This window comes from Paenibacillus sp. FSL W7-1279 (genome assembly GCF_037969845.1).
Lineage (GTDB): Bacteria > Bacillota > Bacilli > Paenibacillales > Paenibacillaceae > Paenibacillus_AQ.
Window position 1 is genome coordinate 1,270,507 of the sequence record NZ_CP150215.1, and the last position, 18,697, is coordinate 1,289,203.

General features: G+C 44.6%; 17 protein-coding genes and 1 pseudogene. 15 read left to right on the forward strand and 3 right to left on the reverse strand.

All coding sequences use genetic code 11. The features are described 5' to 3' along the window. The first annotated feature begins 36 nt into the window (after positions 1 to 36). The 14 genes and pseudogenes from MKY82_RS05385 (at position 37) to MKY82_RS05450 (ending at position 15,096) form a co-directional block, all read left to right on the forward strand. Complete coding sequence (locus MKY82_RS05385; protein ID WP_194541068.1) at positions 37 to 990, forward strand: sugar ABC transporter permease; 954 nt, start codon at positions 37 to 39, stop codon at positions 988 to 990. Next, positions 987 to 1,832 carry a carbohydrate ABC transporter permease gene (locus MKY82_RS05390; RefSeq protein ID WP_194541069.1) on the forward strand — a complete coding sequence of 282 codons (846 nt, stop codon included), beginning with the start codon at positions 987 to 989 and terminating at the stop codon, positions 1,830 to 1,832. The genes MKY82_RS05385 and MKY82_RS05390 overlap by 4 nt, the downstream gene beginning before the upstream one ends. A 111-nt stretch (positions 1,833 to 1,943) precedes the next feature. Next, positions 1,944 to 3,665, forward strand: a complete 1,722-nt coding sequence (locus MKY82_RS05395) for a sensor histidine kinase (protein WP_339295674.1) — start codon at positions 1,944 to 1,946, stop codon at positions 3,663 to 3,665. 113 nt (positions 3,666 to 3,778) lie between these two features. Further along, a complete protein-coding gene (locus MKY82_RS05400; protein ID WP_339295675.1) occupies positions 3,779 to 5,104 on the forward strand; it encodes an extracellular solute-binding protein in 1,326 nt (441 codons plus the stop codon). Positions 5,105 to 5,414: 310 nt separating this feature from the next. Further along, positions 5,415 to 7,037, forward strand: coding sequence for a response regulator transcription factor (locus MKY82_RS05405; protein ID WP_339295676.1), 1,623 nt, complete (start codon positions 5,415 to 5,417; stop codon positions 7,035 to 7,037). 15 nt (positions 7,038 to 7,052) lie between these two features. Beyond that, on the forward strand, positions 7,053 to 9,134 hold the full coding sequence (locus MKY82_RS05410; protein WP_339295677.1) for an alpha-glucuronidase family glycosyl hydrolase: 2,082 nt from the start codon (positions 7,053 to 7,055) through the stop codon (positions 9,132 to 9,134). A 205-nt stretch (positions 9,135 to 9,339) separates the two neighbouring features. Beyond that, positions 9,340 to 9,587, forward strand: a pseudogene (locus MKY82_RS05415) (nucleoside triphosphate pyrophosphohydrolase); the annotation flags it as partial. A gap of 701 nt (positions 9,588 to 10,288) precedes the next feature. Continuing rightward, entirely contained in the window at positions 10,289 to 11,509 is a 1,221-nt protein-coding gene (locus tag MKY82_RS05420) for a WXG100 family type VII secretion target (protein ID WP_339295678.1), read from the forward strand. A gap of 2 nt (positions 11,510 to 11,511) precedes the next feature. Then, positions 11,512 to 11,859: a hypothetical protein gene (locus MKY82_RS05425; protein WP_194541075.1), complete on the forward strand. Its 348-nt coding sequence runs from the start codon at positions 11,512 to 11,514 to the stop codon at positions 11,857 to 11,859. Positions 11,860 to 12,064: 205 nt separating this feature from the next. Further along, entirely contained in the window at positions 12,065 to 12,424 is a 360-nt protein-coding gene (locus MKY82_RS05430; protein ID WP_194541076.1) for a hypothetical protein, read from the forward strand. Positions 12,425 to 12,794: 370 nt separating this feature from the next. Further along, complete coding sequence (locus MKY82_RS05435; protein WP_233354758.1) at positions 12,795 to 13,004, forward strand: hypothetical protein; 210 nt, start codon at positions 12,795 to 12,797, stop codon at positions 13,002 to 13,004. 208 nt (positions 13,005 to 13,212) lie between these two features. Next, entirely contained in the window at positions 13,213 to 13,428 is a 216-nt protein-coding gene (locus MKY82_RS05440) for a hypothetical protein (protein ID WP_220686443.1), read from the forward strand. A gap of 681 nt (positions 13,429 to 14,109) precedes the next feature. Continuing rightward, positions 14,110 to 14,694, forward strand: a complete 585-nt coding sequence (locus MKY82_RS05445) for a SitI3 family protein (protein WP_339295679.1) — start codon at positions 14,110 to 14,112, stop codon at positions 14,692 to 14,694. A 69-nt stretch (positions 14,695 to 14,763) separates the two neighbouring features. Continuing rightward, positions 14,764 to 15,096, forward strand: a complete 333-nt coding sequence (locus MKY82_RS05450) for a hypothetical protein (RefSeq protein ID WP_339295680.1) — start codon at positions 14,764 to 14,766, stop codon at positions 15,094 to 15,096. Positions 15,097 to 15,331: 235 nt separating this feature from the next. Here MKY82_RS05450 and MKY82_RS05455 read toward each other — a convergent pair whose 3' ends face one another. Then, positions 15,332 to 15,994 carry a hypothetical protein gene (locus MKY82_RS05455; protein ID WP_339295681.1) on the reverse strand — a complete coding sequence of 221 codons (663 nt, stop codon included), beginning with the start codon at positions 15,992 to 15,994 and terminating at the stop codon, positions 15,332 to 15,334. Between the two features lie 771 nt (positions 15,995 to 16,765). Here MKY82_RS05455 and MKY82_RS05460 point away from each other — a divergent pair. Further along, positions 16,766 to 17,476, forward strand: coding sequence for a hypothetical protein (locus tag MKY82_RS05460; RefSeq protein ID WP_339295682.1), 711 nt, complete (start codon positions 16,766 to 16,768; stop codon positions 17,474 to 17,476). A gap of 51 nt (positions 17,477 to 17,527) precedes the next feature. Here the strand turns inward: MKY82_RS05460 and MKY82_RS05465 are convergent, their stop codons facing one another. Together MKY82_RS05465 and MKY82_RS05470 are read right to left on the reverse strand one after the other, a co-directional pair. Then, on the reverse strand, positions 17,528 to 18,169 hold the full coding sequence (locus tag MKY82_RS05465) for a hypothetical protein (RefSeq protein ID WP_339295683.1): 642 nt from the start codon (positions 18,167 to 18,169) through the stop codon (positions 17,528 to 17,530). 284 nt (positions 18,170 to 18,453) lie between these two features. Then, positions 18,454 to 18,612: a YvrJ family protein gene (locus MKY82_RS05470; protein WP_336245426.1), complete on the reverse strand. Its 159-nt coding sequence runs from the start codon at positions 18,610 to 18,612 to the stop codon at positions 18,454 to 18,456. Positions 18,613 to 18,697: the final 85 nt, after the last annotated feature.

Genomic DNA, 18,697 nt, shown 5'->3' on the forward strand with positions numbered 1-18,697 from the left:
TTCTATACTTAAGGTACTGAAAAGGAGAGTGAATTCATGGAACGAGCAACATCTTTAGCATCCGAAATACCTGTTCGCAAAAAGCCATTTCGCAAGCGCTGGGACTCTCCCCTTGCAGGTTATCTGTTTATTTCCCCTTGGCTGATTGGATTTCTGGCGTTGACAGCCTATCCGATGCTGTTGTCCTTGTACTATTCCTTCACAAATTACACCCTCATGAGGCCGATCGAGTGGGTCGGCTTGGACAATTACGAGCGCATCATTACGGCGGACGACAAATTTGCTCAATCACTCAAGCTCACGTTTTATTATGTACTCGCCTCGGTGCCGCTGAAGCTAATTGCGGCGCTGATGGTTGCGCTCCTGCTAAAAAAGGCCGTGCGCGGGATATCCGTCTATCGAACGGCCATTTATTTCCCTTCCTTGATCGGGGCGAGCATCGCGGTTTCCCTGCTATGGAAAAATATTTTCGGCGTGGACGGCTTCTTCAACCAAGTGCTTGGATTCTTCGGAATTCCCGGAACGGGCTGGGTCACGAACCCGGATACCGCATTATGGTCTCTGATTGGTTTGTCGGTATGGCAATTCGGCTCATCGATGGTTATTTTCCTTGCCGGCTTGAAGCAGATCCCGAATGATCTGTATGAAGCCTCCGCGGTGGATGGCGCGGGCAAGCTAAAGCAATTTTTCAAAATCACACTTCCTATGCTGTCGCCCACGTTATTCTTCAATCTCATTATGGGGGTCATTAACTCCTTCCAGATGTTTACGCCTGCTTACGTCATCACCGGCGGCGGGCCGATGAACTCTACCTATGTATATGCGTTATACCTATATGAACGGGCATTCAGCCGCTATCAGCTGGGTTATTCCTCTTCCTTGGCCTGGATCATGCTGATATTGATTGTGGCTGCCGCCGTGATCATTAACCTGACGTCGAAATACTGGGTATTCTACGAATCCGAGAGCCAAGGAGGGAAAGGAAAATGACCAGACACAAATGGAACCCCGTGATCCGCCATTCGGTCCTCATTATGTTCAGCTTGATTATGGTTTATCCGGTCGTTTGGTGGATTGGCGCTTCTCTGAAAACGAACCAGGAGCTCAGTTCTCCGTCCATCTTCCCGTCCGTGCCTCAGTGGTCCAATTACACCAACGGATGGAACTCTGTTCCGGGATTCACCTTTACCGATTTCTATTTGAATACCTTTTATTTAATTACGGCGGTGATCATTGTAACGGTGATTTCCTGTACGCTTGTTGCCTTCGGATTTGCAAGACTGGACTTTCCGCTTCGAGGCTTCTGGTTTTCCCTGCTCATGCTCACCCTGATGCTGCCGGGCCAAGTGCTCATCATTCCGCAGTATGCGATGTTCCACCAATTTGGTTGGGTCAACACCTACCTGCCGTTTATCGTGCCCCATGCATTAGCGGGAGGGGCGGGAGGAACCTTCTTCGTCTTCCTGCTCGTTCAATTCATACGCGGGATCCCGCGGGAGCTGGATGAATCGGCCAAGATCGACGGATGCAGCTGGTTCGGGATTTACTGGAGGATTGTAATGCCCTTGATGAAGCCTTCTATCGTGACGGTCATTATCTTCTGCTTCCTATGGAACTGGGATGATTTCCTTGGTCATCTCCTGTACATTAATTCCGTCGACAAATATACGGTAGGCTTGGCTTTACGGATGATTAACGATTCGCAAGGCGGCGCGGAATGGGGACAATTGCTCGCAATGTCGCTCGTATCCATTCTACCGGCTACATTGCTGTTTATCTTTGCCCAGAAATACTTTGTGGAGGGTGTGGCTACCACAGGACTAAAAGGGTAGTAGCTAGCCCTACCGATATATTATAAAATGAGGAAACATTGAGGCAGCGGTACGCCGCACAGCTTCAATGTTTTTTTCTGATAGGAATGTAAAGCATGGAGGATGAGAATTATGATCAATCCCTTCAAAAAATACCGGATCGATTCCCTGTTTATTATTTGCTTTGCAGGACTGATCACGATTGTGCTGGCGATCACGGTATGGACCAGTTATGTCATGACTTCGCGGGAATTGGCTGAAAACACGTCGTATTATCAAAAAAGACTGCTCGAGGAGCTGAACAACGAAATTACGGGTCGCCTGACTTCGATCGAGCAGATATCGCTGACAACGTCCAGGGACAACGATTTACTTACGTTTCTGTCGGGAAAAGAAGATGAGTTCAACCACTACCGGAGGTCCAAGGGCATACAGGAAGCGCTGGCTCATCTCACCTATTCGATTCCGCAAATTCAAGCCATCGATTTATACATGGAACAGCCGGAGTGGGGGGATCGGCAGAGCTATATTCAGTTCCATGGATTAACGGAGGCTGCGACAAAGCCATGGTATCCTTTGCTGCAGAACAATGACTTTTCTTGGTCAGAGGAGCATGATTTAACGACCTATAATGGGAACGTGCCTGTGCTGAGCTTTTCCCGCAAGGTGTACAACAACTCCCGGTACTTGGGTATTCTTGTCGTGCATGTGAAAGCGGATTGGATCCGCGGGATTCTCGAGGGATATTCCAAAGATTCCAACCGGATGCTGCTGGATCTGAACGGCAGGGAGCTGCTGAGCGTCGGGAAATCAATGAGGGATGCCGGATTACAGGAGCAGGATTTGCGGTTCACGGACCAATCCGGTGTGTCACGGCTGCATACACAGCATGGCGTCGAGTCTCTGGTCGTCTATTCCAAAGTCGCCGACTCCAACTGGATGCTGGTGGAGATTACCCCATGGGAGAGAATTACGTCAGGCAGCATCAAGCTGGCTGGAGCCATTATTACCATCGGCATCGGAGCCCTATTGCTGGCTTTCTTGTTAACGCTATGGTTAAGCAGGCAATTGTTGAAGCCGATCGCCCAGTTAGTGAGAGCGATGAAGAATTACGATGTCGGTGGGAGACAAGCTGAGCTGGCCGGTGATTACACGAATGAATTCGGCATTCTGTTTGCAGGGTTTCGCAGACTGAATGAGAGAATCCAGGCTTTGTACACATCCCTTGCGCAGCGTTACGAGCAGCAGCGGAAGGCGGAAATCGAAGCGCTCCAAGCCAATATTAATCCGCATTTTCTATATAACACCTTGGACCAGCTGAACTGGATGGCGATTGCGGAGGGACAGGAGAAGATGAGTCGCATTCTGGAGCTGATGGGCCGCATGTTCCGCATCGGATTATCGCATGGAGAAAGCTTTATTACGATTGAAGAAGAGTTGACTCACGTCGCATGCTATTTGGAAATCCAGCAGATCCGGTGGGAAGACGGTCTGGAATACGAGGTGCATGCCTCCCAGGAAATCCGCAACTTATTCATTCCCAAAATGACGCTCCAGCCTTTCGTCGAAAATTCAATCATACACGGATTTAATGCAAGGCAAAACGGCCGAATTCATATTAAGGCTGAGGAAGAGGGCGGCCGGATCCGAATGACGATTATCGACGACGGAAGCGGGCTTGCTCCTCAGAGCAAAGAGAACCATCGCCGCAGAGGAGGATACGGGATTCGGAATGTAAGAGAGCGGTTCTCGGCGTTCTTTAACAATAATTATGAGATCCTCGTTAAAGATGGAGAGAATGGAGGAGTGGTTGTATCGATCGCCTTTCCAAGGCTTGAGGAAGCACAGCGTTAAAACATAATCAGACGATTTTATAATAAATTGTGCATCTCTCTTATACTCCTGTCATCCTGGAATTGATAGGATACATATTGACCACAATATATTGTTTTTAGGGGGAAGTCGGCATGAACAAATGGAAGCGATTGCATATTGTCGCGTTATGGATGGTGTTCTCCTTGCTGGTGGCGGCATGCGGCGGTAACGGAAGCACCAACTCAAGCACGGAAAGCACAACCTCAACCAAGAACAATACACAGGCCGAGAGCGGTTCGGCGGAAGAAAATGTCAAGCTGCGGATTATGTGGTGGGGTTCACAGCCGCGTCACGAAGCTACACTGAAGGCATTGAAGGTATATACGGAGAAAAATCCGCATGTTACCTTCGAGCCCGAATATTCCGGGATGGACGGTTACCTGGATAAACTCTCCACTCAGGCAGCAGCGCATAACGAGCCGGATGTTTTCCAAATGGACCCGGGCTGGGTTTCGGACTGGACATCCCGCAACCAGCTCGAAGAGCTCGACACCAAGGTTAGACTGGATGAATTGACGCCGAGCCTGCTGCCAATCGGGCAGAGAGACGGCAAACAATACGGCGTGCCGCTGGGATCGGTTGCTTTTGGGATGATCTACGACAAGGCGGCTCTTGAGAAGCTTGGCGCAACGATGCCGACAGACGGCTGGACATGGGATGATTTCTTCGCATTGGCGGAAGAGGTAAAGCCTAAACTGGCGGATGGCCAATATTTCACGCTGGATTATGCCGGCAACTACTTTATGTTCAGCGCTTATCACTATGCCAAGGGTAAAGGCACCTTGATTACGGAAGACGGCAAATTCAATATTGATGAAGCGACTTTCCTGGAATGGACCAAGAAGTTTGAACAGTTGCGCAAGGACGGACTTATACCTCCAGCCGATTTGAACGCATCCGACAAGGAAATGGATCCGACGGCAGACCTGCTGGTCAACGGCAAGATCTTATTCCGCTACTCCTTCTCCAATAACTACACCACATGGGACAGCATGAAGGAAGGGGCGTACGATCTGGTTACGATGCCGCGGGCCGAGGAAGCGGGAGGCTGGCTGAAGCCGTCCATGTACTTCAGTCTTTCGCCTAATTCCAAGCACAAGGAAGAAGCGGCAAAGTTCATCGACTGGTTCATCAATGATCCGGAGGCAGGGGCTATCCTTGGAACTGCTCGAGGCGTGCCTGCCAATGCCAAGATCGCCGAGTCGCTGATTCCGAATCTTCCGGAGGGCGAAAAGGTTGGGATGAAACTGATTGACGCAACGACGCCGGACGGACAGATATTTACGACAGGGCCGGAAGGCTGGGTGAACTTCATCGACAAAGACTTCCCGCTCGTCCGGGATGAGCTGAGCTTCGGCAGAACAACACCGGAGAAGGCCTATGAATCGTTGAAGAAGGCCTCGCAGGAATATGAATAGATCATATAAAATGAGATGAGAACTAGATGGATGCTAGCAAGGGAGTAAAATGATTCCGAAGAAACGGAAGTGGTCGCCTTTGTGACCGGATTTTTACCACTTAATATAAAATCCAAAAATCCGGGAGCAACAGCGATCGTAGGAACATTTTCGTACTTGCCCCCCGCATCCAAATTAATAATTCAGCTTATATGTTCCGGTCTACTCCCGGTTTACGTCATGCCTGAGCGGTTTCATAGCCTATCGGGCATGGCGTATTACCTTTAATGTGAGGCATTGCCTTTTTGCAAATAAGAAGGAGGATCTTCAGATGTGGAAGATAGGAATCGTTGATGACGACCGCGCCGTGCTGCAGGGAATCCGAAAAGCCATCCCTTGGGATGAACTGAATGCAGAGTGGGCGGGAGAAGCTTTGAACGGGGAAGAAGGGCTTGAAATGATTGAATCGGCCAGCCCCGACATCGTGATTACCGATCTATATATGCCTGTCATGAATGGTCTGGATATGATCGAGCAGCTGCGGAAGAATACCGGCTATTCAGGAAAAGTGATCATTCTGAGCGGTTACTCGGACTTCGAGTATGCCCGTCAAGCCTTGCGTCTGAACGTAAGCGATTACTTATCCAAGCCGATCAGCCTTCCGACGCTGAAGTCTGTTTTAAATGAAGCCATATCCGATTTGGAGGAGCAGGAAGAGCTGCGCATGAAGCAGGATGAACTGCTCCAGAAGCTGCAGCTTTACGAGCCCTTCGTGGAGAAGGAGTGGGTCAAATCGGCCGCAGCAGGTGCACTGCAACATTCAGGTCTCCAAACGGAAATCCCCGAGCCTTATCGGTATTGGACCGATTTCGATCATACGGTCATTGGCATCGAGCTGATCTCCGATCAACGGGCAGCTAATCTAAGCTTGCCGGACTGGAGCCTCCTTCGATTTGCAATCAGCAATATGGTGTGCGAAATTACCCAGGCGGCATTCCCCCGCTTCGACCATACGGATCTCCACACCAACCGCTCCGTGGTCATTATTCATCATGGTCGAATGGAGTCTGCCGAGCGAGTGCGGCAGCAGCTGGAGCAGCTGGGTGTCCGATTAATCGACTGTGTGCAGAACTACTTGAAGCTGAAGCTCCGAATCGGCATCGGTGATCGCAAGAGCAGTATAAGGGAAATCGGTATCTCGACAGAAGAAGCCTTTCGTGCGATCGATGTGAATACGCAGCCGGCGGTTCCGGAGTATGAGCTGTATTTCTACTGTGCACAGGAGCCGGGCAATGCGGAGGCCAAGCCTCCCGTGCGTCCTGTTAAGCTTTACCTGGAGCTGGCCGGTTCGATTCGAACCTCGCAAGAACATCAAGCACAGACGATCATCAGGGACTATATGAAGCGATTGGAACAGCAAGGGGGCATCACCAAACCATACGTCAGTATGCTGGCAGGGGAGCTATGGGGAATTATCGCCTTCGCTTTCTATGAGACGGGGACCGTCGTTGACGATTTCTTCCCGAATGACAGCATTACGCGCGAAATGGCGAAACTGCAGCGTCCATCCGAGCTTGCGGAATGGCTGATCACCAAGATCGGGCTCGTGTTCGGCAGTCGCGAATGGGGCGGGAACGGAAAGCATCGCCAGGCAGTCGACTTTATGATCGAGTACATTCACGAGCACTATGCCGAGGATCTCACGCTTGGGGGACTGGCGGATAAGGTATATATTTCGAGAAACTACTTGTCGATGATTTTTAAGAATTTGACGGGAGAAACGTTCAACAATTATTTGACCAGAGTACGGGTCGAGAAGGCCCGGGAGCTGCTGATGGGGAAAAATGCATTGGTGTACCAAGTGGCAGAACAGGTCGGATATAAAAACATTCCGTATTTCAGCACGGTATTTAAAAAATTCACGGGCATGAACCCGACGGAGCTCGTGAAATGATCATGAGGAGGCATTATGAACAGCAGTTATGACCCGGCATGGTTGCAGGTTGATGGGAGCTCGCTGAAGCATGCTGCGGCAATTAAGCCGCTGGAAAGCTATTTGGGCAAGATAGTGACCGCGCAGGCGGTTTCTTCGCAAGTATTTCGTACAGCGATTCAGGAGTTGACCACAGGCATTGCTCTACTGACAGGTGTGCAGCCCTTACTTCGTGAAAAGATGGATGCCGGCCGCGGCTTGGTCGCAGGGACGCTGGGGAGCATCGATAGGACTTTGCTTGACGGCTCGCCGGAAGCCGAGGAAGCCGGACGTGTGGGAGATGAAGGCTACATCATACGCCGCGTCGTAAGAGGAGACCAGGATTACATATTCATTGCAGGAGGATCGGACAGGGGACTTCTGTACGGTGTCTTTCATTTTATGCGTCTGCTGCAGACGGGCCAAGCGAACGAAGCGCTTGATCTGATCGAACATCCGAAGTACCGGCTTCGCATGGTGAATCAGTGGGATAATATGGACGGAACCATTGAACGCGGATATGCGGGCCGATCGATATTTTATAAGGACCATACCATCGTCTCCGATCTGACTCGTGTCCGGGCGTACGCCAGAATGCTCGCCTCTGTTGGGATTAACGGAATCACAATCAATAATGTGAATGTGCATAAGACCGAGACGAAGCTGATCACGCCGCAATTGCTACCGGATCTGGCACGCGTAGCGGATGTGTTCCGCGATTACGGCATCAGCCTCTACCTCAGCGTGAACTTTGCTGCACCGATCGAGCTTGGGGATACATCCACAGCGGATCCGTTAGAACCGGCCGTTCAGAATTGGTGGAAACAGAAAGCGGCCGATATTTACCGAACCATTCCTGACTTTGGCGGATTTCTGGTCAAGGCAGACTCGGAGAACCGTCCCGGCCCGTTTACCTATGGACGCCATCATGCGGATGGAGCCAATATGCTGGCAGAAGCGCTGGAGCCTTACGGCGGACTCGTCTTATGGAGATGCTTCGTGTACGATTGCCATCAGGATTGGCGGGATCGCCAGACGGACCGCGCCCGCGCCGCATATGATCATTTCAAACCGCTGGACGGCAAATTCAAGGACAACGTGATCCTGCAGATCAAGAACGGTCCGATGGATTTTCAGGTCAGAGAGCCGGTATCGCCATTGTTTGGAGCGATGGAACGAACGAATCAGTTGCTAGAATTCCAGATTACGCAGGAGTATACGGGACAGCAAAGGCATGTATGTTATTTAATTCCGCAATGGAAAGAGGTGCTGGAATTCGATACGCTGTGCCAAGGAAAGGGCAGCAAGGTGAAAGATATTGTAGCCGGACGGGTGTATCCGTATCAGCACAGCGGCATAACAGCCGTGTCCAATATTGGTGATGACTTCAACTGGACCGGTCACTACCTTGCCCAGTCCAACCTTTACGGCTATGGCCGCTTGCTGTGGAATCCGGAGCTGACGGCGGAGGAAATCGCCGAAGAGTGGAGCCGGATGACCTTTGGACCCGATCCGGATGTGACGAGGACCGTGATGGACATTCTGATGGAATCGTGGCCGGTCTACGAGAATTATACCTCTCCGCTTGGCGTGGGCTGGATGGTCGTGCCGCATGTTCACTACGGCCCAGACGTGGACGGATATGAATACTCCAAATGGGGAACGTATCATTTCGCGGACCGCGACGGGATCGGCGTTGACAGGACGCAGGCCACGGGAACGGGGTACGCCGGCCAATATGTTGGCGCCCATGCGTCGATGTATGAGCGATTAGAGACTTGCCCGGATGAATTGCTGCTATTTTTCCACCATGTTTCTTATACCCATGTGTTAAAGTCCGGCAAGACGGTCATTCAGCATATTTATGACACTCATTTTGCAGGAGTCGAGCAGGTGGAGCAGTGGCTCGCACGCTGGGATGCCTTGGAGCATAAGCTTGATCAGCAACGCTTCCTGCATGTTAAACAGCGCTTGCTGGAACAACTAGAGAGTGCAAAGGAGTGGTGCGATGTCATCAATACGTATTTTTATCGAAAATCGGGTATCGCAGATCAGCATAATCGCGTGATCTATTCGTAGGGGGAAGGGCCTTGAATTTCAACCTAAGGTTGGAATTCGGGGTCTTTTTTTGTTGGGGGTGTAGGAGAGGGTGGGGAGCAGATTTTTAAACAAAATTGTATTCGTCGTATTTCTGTTTTCAGGAAAATAGTAGTCTTTGTTCGAGCGATTCTTTGATATGATACAAATATGAATACATAATTAGCGATGTAAAGGATGAGAATCTATGCCGGTTTACAATAAGCTAGTTCGGGATCTGATTCCCCAAGTCATTGAATCTACAGGCAAAGAATTTCGCACACGGGTCTTAGATAAGGAAGAGTATAAGAAAGAATTGATCATAAAGCTCAAAGAAGAGTCGGAGGAGTATTTTACCGCTCCAAATTCAAAGGAGTCGTTGGAAGAACTTGCAGATATGCTGGAGGTTATCCGGGCATTGGCGATTTTGTACATGGAGCGACATGGGAAGAGCTTTCTCAGACGATATCCTTACTTAAGACACCTTTAAAAGCCTTGTCCACTATCCTAGAAGTAGATGATTCCAGGCATTTAATCACTTTCCACCCAGATATAGCCGATCAACTAGATGATCCGGTTATTCAAGAGTTAAAACAATATGCTCTAATCGAATTGCAGAAGTATAACGATAGATTAAGCGCTCCCGTGTTCTCTCTTCATCATGCATTAAATGAAATTATGGAAAACTGCACTTCTGCAAGAAACTAAGCCTTTGCAGTGAATCTGATCAAGAGAACGGATGAGCTCCTTCTCCAAATATCCAGCCTGCTAGAATCGCCTTACCAATCATACCACTCCGTTTTAAAATATAGGACCTAAGGACAAGTACAAATTTTTTTTTCTAAACAGATATTCATTGCAAGCAAGCAGGCTGAGAATAATTAAAGATAAATTAATCCATCTATTCCCACCCCTTTTTTTTCGGTATGTTATGTTCCGTGACTCCCTTCATCCTACAACTTCTATAATAATGGTCATGTTATTCGAATCCTGCTCGTAATAAAGTCCCGCATCTAACTGAGGAAAAGATCCTAGTTTTAAAGTAAAATAGCAAGGTCTCGAGAACCTTTTCCATATAATTCAAGTGGAGTAAAATATTTAAGTTAACTATGATCGGAGATCGGGTTCAATCCCGGAAGCAAGATGGAGAGGTTGTTATGAGTAGAATTTTGGTCACACCGGAGATGCTGCTGCGGGTCGCAGAGCAATGCTCCAGGGCGCATGAACAGCTGGAAGCGATGATATACATGCTGAACCAGAACATCCATATGCTGGAGTCTGCCTGGGAAGGTACGACGAGAACCCGTTTTTATGCGGATTTTCAGCAGGCGCATCGGGAGATGACGCAGACCACGGAGCATATCCATCGGACAAGCCTGGAGCTTAGAGGGATTGCCCAACGATTTAAGTCAGCAGATGAGCGGGGACAACCGATCCAAGTTGCTGGGCATGTGCTGGGAGCATTCCCTATGATGAGGGGACCCGCAGGCCATAGTGCCGTAGAGGATGCCGGGAGAAAAGCGGAGGAAGCCTGGAATTCGGTGCAGCAGGAAGCCGGGAACGTATGGGACACCGTGAAGCAAGAAGCAGGGGAACTATGGGAGGGCGTACAGATCGGGGCCGCCCAGTTCGGGAACTCGTTAAAGGATACGGCGATATCCTTGTACGAAGATCCGCTTGGAACCGGGCAAGAGATGCTCTATAATGCAACCGTCGGGACGGTCGAGGAGATTTGGGACACAGCGGTATGGGCCGGCCGAATGGTTTTTAGTAACGAATATCGTGAGAAAATCGTGGCAGACACAATGAAAGAAGTCGATTCAGCAGGCGGCTGGTCCAATTACTTGGGTCAACAGTCGGCTATGATCCTTGGAGGCGCTATTCTCAACCGCGCTGGAATTAGGGGTAGAGGCCCGCTGAATAATAAGCATGATGATCTTGGTGGCGGTAATAGTGGCGGTAGTGGTAGTGGTAATGGTAGCAGTAGTGGTGCCGGTAATGGAAGCGGTAGCGGTGGCGGTGATGATGACGGTAAGAAGTCGGGGGATGAGGGTACGGGTAAAGCCATGGGCAGCATGATCAACGACATACGAACAAAGACACCAGATCAATTGCTCAACGAAGGCTGGCAGGATGTAACTGATCCAAGGAAAGCCGAGAATACCATGTCTCGGGAATATTATAATCCTGAAACAGGTGTGAAAATTAGTTATGATCCAGGAAAGAAAGGTGCAACAGGATTTGAAGCGGTAGACCATTACCATATCCACAATCCGAATTATACCGATAAAAAAGTCGATTATTATTTTGATATTGACGGAAATCCTGTGGGGAAAGGTTCGAAAGCTTCTCATATTGTAATAAAGGACGGTGAGTAAGTATGAAAATAGCTACTTTTATTGAAGAATACGATCTACATGACAGCCTATTAGAAAATATTAGTATTAACGGCGAGAAACTGGTTCTCGATATCGATCTCTGTAATTGGAGACAAAAAAATTACAGCCCCGAGGAAGATGAAATGAAATTAATTAAGGTTACTTTTGAAAATGTACAAAGGTATCATTTAGATTCAACAAATGATACGGTAGATTCCGATTCAATCTTGGAGATCAGTTGTACGGATGTGGATTCTTCTTCAACGTCGAAAGACATAAAAATCGTCTTTGAAGGTGAAGAAGATATAAAAATAATGACATTTAGAAGTGATAATGTAACCGTAGAGTAATTAGTATAACCTTGATCGAGTGCTCGTCACTCAGTCAAGGTTTTTCTTTTGCCCTATATTACCCTCTTCAAGCTAGATATGTGAGGGAAGTTACTTTAGACTTTAACATAGGAATTGACAAGTTTAGTGGTTCTCCAACAAATATTATGACTGTATTAACCGATAAGCATGGAAATCTAGTTACTGCTACACCGGGAGTGATAAAATGAAACTCAAAGGAAGTAAACAAGAACAAGAATTCAGAAAGGAACTAGAGGGTTCGAATTTGGTTTTGGCTAAAGACGGAAAAGTCGAATTAATAATGAATGTGTTAAAAGATACTTTTGGAGAATTAAAAAGTGCGTATATTTTGAATTGGACACCTGAACAAGGCGAGGATATATACACTATTTTGGTTGACACTGATAAAATCGCTAAAGTTGAAATTAGTAGAGTCAATCAATCGGAAGTTCCTTTAATTGACACTTACAACCTGAAGGATTTCCAAAAACAGTTGAGTAAAGTATTTCAAATTAAACTAGCCGTGGCGATTGATTTAGCGAAAACGGAACATCAGGAAGGTTAGAAAAAAATATTAAAGGTATAGAAGAAGCTCATATTAAAGAGAAAAATGTGAAGTAAGTGGCTAAGAGGACTGGCTACCAGTGCCGAGTGAGATGGGTAGTAATGTTCAATCAGATTTTACAACCTAAATATCACTATTCCGTTACATCAAACAGGTTATTATAGTCAGATGCTACCATGATTGACCTGTTTTTTTTGTAATTCCTAGACTATACTTTTACTGCTGAATTTGGAAAAGGAGGGAGTTAATTCTGGCCGTTTCAGCAATAATTCTAGCACCACAAAACGAATTTGAACAACATTTCAGTATTCCAATAGCTACACAAAATTTCTTTGAAACATACTGGATACCTGCAATTGAGTCAATAAATATGGAGTGGATTGTGGGTATTAGGTATGGAATAGATGTCACAAAAGAAGATGCTGTTTGTTTGATACATGAACTTAGTTTACTTAAAGACTGGGCACGAAAAAACTTACAGGATGATGTGCAAAAACAGATGCTATCTAGAATTGAACTTCTTGAAACTAAGCTTCCTACGGCTTTTCAACGAGGAGATGCATTGGTTTTTATTGGGTAAATAAATGAATCCATAGTTTCCCCTGGCCTGTCGAGTTCCGTGGTATGTTTCTACGAAAGATTTATGGTTTCTGGATAGGAAAATGCTAGCAGAGTTACTTAAATTAAAATCTTCTCACTGAATCAAATACATTTATAGTCCTTATCTCATTATATGTAAATGTCGATAAAAGAGAACTTTGAATTTTTGAGAATAATGGAGGGAAGATATGAGTGATAATAAAATAACCATACTGTCTGAAAAGTTCGAGAACGAAAAAACTGGTGAACACGTCGAAGGAATAACGATTATGATAGATGGCAAATTAAAAAATATGTTAGACATAATCATTGAAAAAGAGGGCGGATACAGTAACTATACAGAAGTAATTAAAGATATAGTATTTGCTGGCATAAATCAATTTGTTGAAAAGCACAAGAGATAGAACCCCGCTTAGGCCTTGCGACCTCTTATTGTGAAACCTTGATAGGCTTCGTACCTTTCAAGGTTTTTTCATTGGTGGGAATCCGTCTAAAAAAGCTCATTATAAAGCTAATCTTACGGCTTCAAATCCGATTGATCCATTCCCAGGGTATGATTCGGGATCTGATTTTATTAAACATATGGATGATGAAATCGAATATTAAAGTTTGAAGTGAGTGGTGCAGTAAAAAATAGTGCGCGGCAACTCATATCCATTAAGGTGGCGAATGACTTTGAAGAGACCTTGGAAGATCATAGCATTCGGTATTATTGGCATCGTTTTTCTTATCGTTATATTCGCAGGTGGCTATATCAATAATATTGGATTCCATAACTTTAAGCTCATGTACACGTTGAATACAAAGGATAAATTATTGAAAAGGGAAATGAAGAAACGATTGTTACCGTGCAGCAATGGAATCATAAATATATCATCTATCAGGTTAGAGATAACGTCATCAATATAGGGGACTAGTGAGCAATTATGTTGTACACTTTAATAAACAGACCCTCATCATTGTTATTTGAAATGGTGGGAATTAGTTTAATTAACACTATATCAATTTTAAACGATTAGCAGATTGGCCGATTAATGGACTTGAAGAATTAATAGCAATTGATTTACCATAATAGGGGTGCTCAAGTGGCTATTGAATATTCTCTCAAAACAGAACGAAAAATATCTGAATCCTGTTTATTACAAGAACTAGCTTCAATGGGATATAAAAATATTGATGTAATAGAAATTCCAAAAGGAATTAAAATTAGTCAATTTGAAAAATCACTGGGTCTGTCTGTCTACTTAACGGAGTTTGGCGAATATCCGTATAACGCTTATGACACTCAGTTTTTGAGCAGTGAGTTTGTATTTGAAAGTACATTGAGTATTCGCTTTATAAACAATTTATACAATAATGAATCCTTTAAGTTTACGTTATCTCTGGTGTTCAATTTGATGAAAAGCAATAATTCGAATGCTTTATTTTTATCAAATGGTGATAATGAGTTATCTTTCTTTACTAAAGGACATGTATATTTGGATAATTCATCACATGTCTGGGATAATGGTCATTTTACTGAAATCCTTAAGGGGTATAGATATAATTATTATGATAGAGAAGGCACTGCCTGGTGCCGATTGATCCCATCATTTAACAAATTACCTAGTTACCTATGTAATGCCCGTAAAAGATTTTGTCTTTTCCTTCGTACGCACATCCATGCCTGAATTTTTCACCCAAACAACCGTACATCAAACAGGTTGATTATGGTCAGATACCACCATGATTGACCATTTTTGTTATCTTCATTTTTTTACGGGGAAGCTAGCAATTTTTATCATGATCTTGGAAACCTTCAAGAGTTGGATGGTAAAAGCATTCAGGAAATCAATAATCGGCTTTATCGTGTAGAGGGCTATTCTAAAGTTATAGATTCGGGAGTATCGACAGAGTTATTAGTTCCTATTGCCAATAAAATGAATACAAAAATTAGCGCAATATCTTCTAACTATAATGAAACAGGGGAAATAAATGAAGCTGATCAGGAAATATTCAATCAAATGGTCCAAGATTCAAGAAAGTTCTCTGAGCTGATTACAGAAATTTATTATCAAAATAACATTCATTAAGAAGGAAAAATCATACTTAACATTACGAACTATGAAGAGTTAACGAAATTTAAATAATTTAAAATCACAACTAGGATGGAACAACGTGGCGTGTAGAAATAGGCCGTTATCCCGTCCACGGGCAACCTATTTCTTTTATTGTTCAATGCTAGGTCAACCGTTAAAGCAGAAAAAAAGGACATCAAGTCCTAAGCAGACCTCGTGCCCTCGGCAACGAATTCATATTTTTCGGTGGTTATTTCACGAATGTGTCCGGCAGCTTCAGGGAAACGATCGCCTTGTCAGTTTCCTGCAACCCCGAATCACTTAGAAATTGCTCTCGAAGCTCTTTTTTACTCTTACCTAATGCATACTTCACGCTAATATCAACGACATTGCCGTGCGAATGAAATGCGGGGAATTGGTCCAACGAAAAAACAATCGCATTCGCTTTATAAGTCTTCGAATCCTCAGCCCCGCAAGGAGATTTGGAATCATCTTGGCATAGGTTTACGGTAATGGGAAGATGCCGCGGGTTGTTCTTAACTATTTCCCCATTGATGGAGCCGTCGATGTACTGGACGCTGATTTCCCGATCCTTCCTCGTATTCTCGACCGCAGAAACAACATACAGCCGATCCGGAACGGCTTGATTATTCTGATTGACGGCATCTTTCACCAAGAAAACGTATTGGTAGCGGATGCTGATATTTTCTTCGATCTCCGAGATTTCTGTCAAAGGTTCCGTGTTCACGGACCCAGCGGATTTGATCCCTTCTAAATCATAGATTACGCTTAACATCGATTCAGGGTCCGTGTTCAGCGGGACGGTTTGTTTGACGGACGTGCTGCAGCCGGTAAAAAGGGCAGCGAAGGCCATGAAGATGGCTATGATATATCGGTTCCTTTTGCGATTCAAGCCTTTCCCAATCCTCCTTCAACTGCATGTATGATCATGTTTAATAAATGAAGCTATCAAAAATAAGTTAATGGAATTCATGGCATAATGCAAGCTAGGACGATACTTAGGGACGGGTGAAGGTGAGGACGGATCAAAGATACTTTAATGGCCTGCGTGATAAGCTACCTTTAAACGAAGGGTGGTAGGCTGTACAAGGTTCAGAAATAAGTCGTCACCCTTGCCTAGGGCGGCCTATTTCTTTTTGTTTTGGTTCAATGCTAAGACAATTGTTACGACCAATCCGACCAATCCGACCAGCGTGACAAGCAGCGATAGGTAGAACGAAAGTTTTTGAGATTCTATTCGACTTTACTACAATTACAAGGTATCAATATTTCCTGTGGTCTTCCGGTTATAGGATCGATGTTGAATTTATCAATGTACATCCTGCGGAGAGTGGCTAGTTGTGTAGACAATTCTAAACCAAACCGTTGGAACACTTCTTGCTCTTGCTTATCAGTATCATTTGTTTCATCGCTAGATATACATTTAGAATATGCTCTGACTGCTACATGTACAGCTTGGATGCTTTTGATCAAATGATCTCGACAAACCACTTTTATCGCCCCCATATACCATATAGATTGATTAATTCCATTCGTTACTATTTTTTAAATATAAAATGACATATTATCAACTTTTTGGTTTGTGAATCATGTATACTGATCTATATTAAATTCAACAATGAATCGAAAGAAGGGAAATAAAATTATTAAGAAGCCTATCTTGATGTTAAATGCCGTTATTTTGTGTGGTACCTTGCTGACTGCTTGTGGAAATGAGCAGCCCTCAGTATCTCGAGACACTCCGACTCCGAATACTCAGAGCCAGGGGACTAATAATAAAGAATTAACCTCTCAATTTCCCGATAATGGATACAGTATTAAACTGGATTCCATTGCGGAGAACCAAGCTGTCCGAGCTCGAGTGAGTACTGAGCATGGAGAACTCCAGGTTGTATCCAACGGCAAGGAGGAAATTGGACACATTGAGGTGCCTAGCGTTTTTGGAGCAGAAGGCGACTTCACTTTTAGAGGAAATTATAATGTAATATTTAAACATGATGGTTCCGAAAAAGTGATTAAGGAATTAAATGATTTCATATTTGTACAGAAAACCGATAAAACCGTTTCTTTTGAGAAGATCAGTTTTGATAAAGTTGATATTTATCTTCTTACTCCGGAATATACCGCTTCTAGAGGATATAACTCATATGCATTTGGTATAGATAAAGAGAATGGAGACGTTTTTCCATTAACATTCAAAACAGGAAATAACGACCGAGAAACTGTTAATTATGCAATTGATACCTTCCCACATAATGAAGATGGCAAGTTGGTTGTGTCTACTAGAAATACTGAAGGAGAAAACGATGAACAAGCTATTGAAAAAATAGTCTACTCATTGGATATTTCCAAGAAGCAGTTCGTATCAGAATAGATTGATTGGAAATGCACTATCAACCTTGATAGTGCATTTTCAATAAGATAATTAATACAAATTCGGAAGTCCGTATACATTAGGATCTGTTTTTTGGATGTACATTAGACTATTCAGACATGTATTATTGCTGTTAGTAATCGTTGTGTCCATGCCAGGGTAAGGATGTTCTGCCCAAATTCGTCTTGTTGCATAGCTGTTTAGAGCAAATACTTGAGTATGACAGAAACCAGAGGCTGGTCCAGTGTAATTCGGATCATAACCATCTTGTAGAGCTTTTACAGCAGCACGAATGCCAGGTGCGTTACCTCCAGCTCTAGAGTAAGCATAGCGAACGTGGATATAACCTTCTATCATCAGTTTGGCGTAAGCAGAAATTCCATCTCGAAGAGTAGAAAAAATCAAATTACGTCCAGATGGTCTGGAATTATCATAAGTTCCACTGTATCCGCAAGCTGAACGTTGGAAGGCGAAATTAAGTGTCGCTTGAATATCTGCGAGTCCAGCTGTTCCCCATCCATGCTCGAATCCCCATTGTGTTATGATCATTGCAACGGGCATTCCGTTAAGTCCACCGCTTTTCCTCCAACTTTGATAAGATACCCATTTAGCTAATGCAAGAATATCGTAACGTGTTCCATTGTAAGTGATCGATCCATTGACAGTATTACTAATGTTTGCTGCACAAGCCATTTTAAATGACCTCCTTGAGTTTTTTATTGAACGCTTTTATTGTTGGCGTTCTACTATATAAAGAGAAATGAACATCTGATTTTACAACCGTTCTCGAATTTTATTTCAATTCACTAATATCAAGAGTTTGCATAACCTCGATCATTTTTACATAGAGTTCTTGTTTTAGATTTTCTCGATGATTGGATGGGACCTGTGACAGGGAGGCTTTTATCTTTGAAGTGAAAGATTCTAGAATTTGTAATGATGCATTCTGATCGTCATGTTGCTGAGTTTTACTAAAATCACTTCTTCACGTTTTTTTGTATTTCATTCTTCAATCCATTAATAGCCTCGCTTAAATCAGATATTTTTTTTTCAAAACGAATAAGTAGATACGAAGTAATTGCAATGGGAAACCCTAAATTAGCTATAAAAGTAGCAAAATCAACCTCCGACATCATTCCTCACCCTTTCGTTATTAACCGACTTAAATTAGCTAGTACTTTTAAGTGGTGTTTCGAGAGATTCTGTTGGGATACTCCGAAA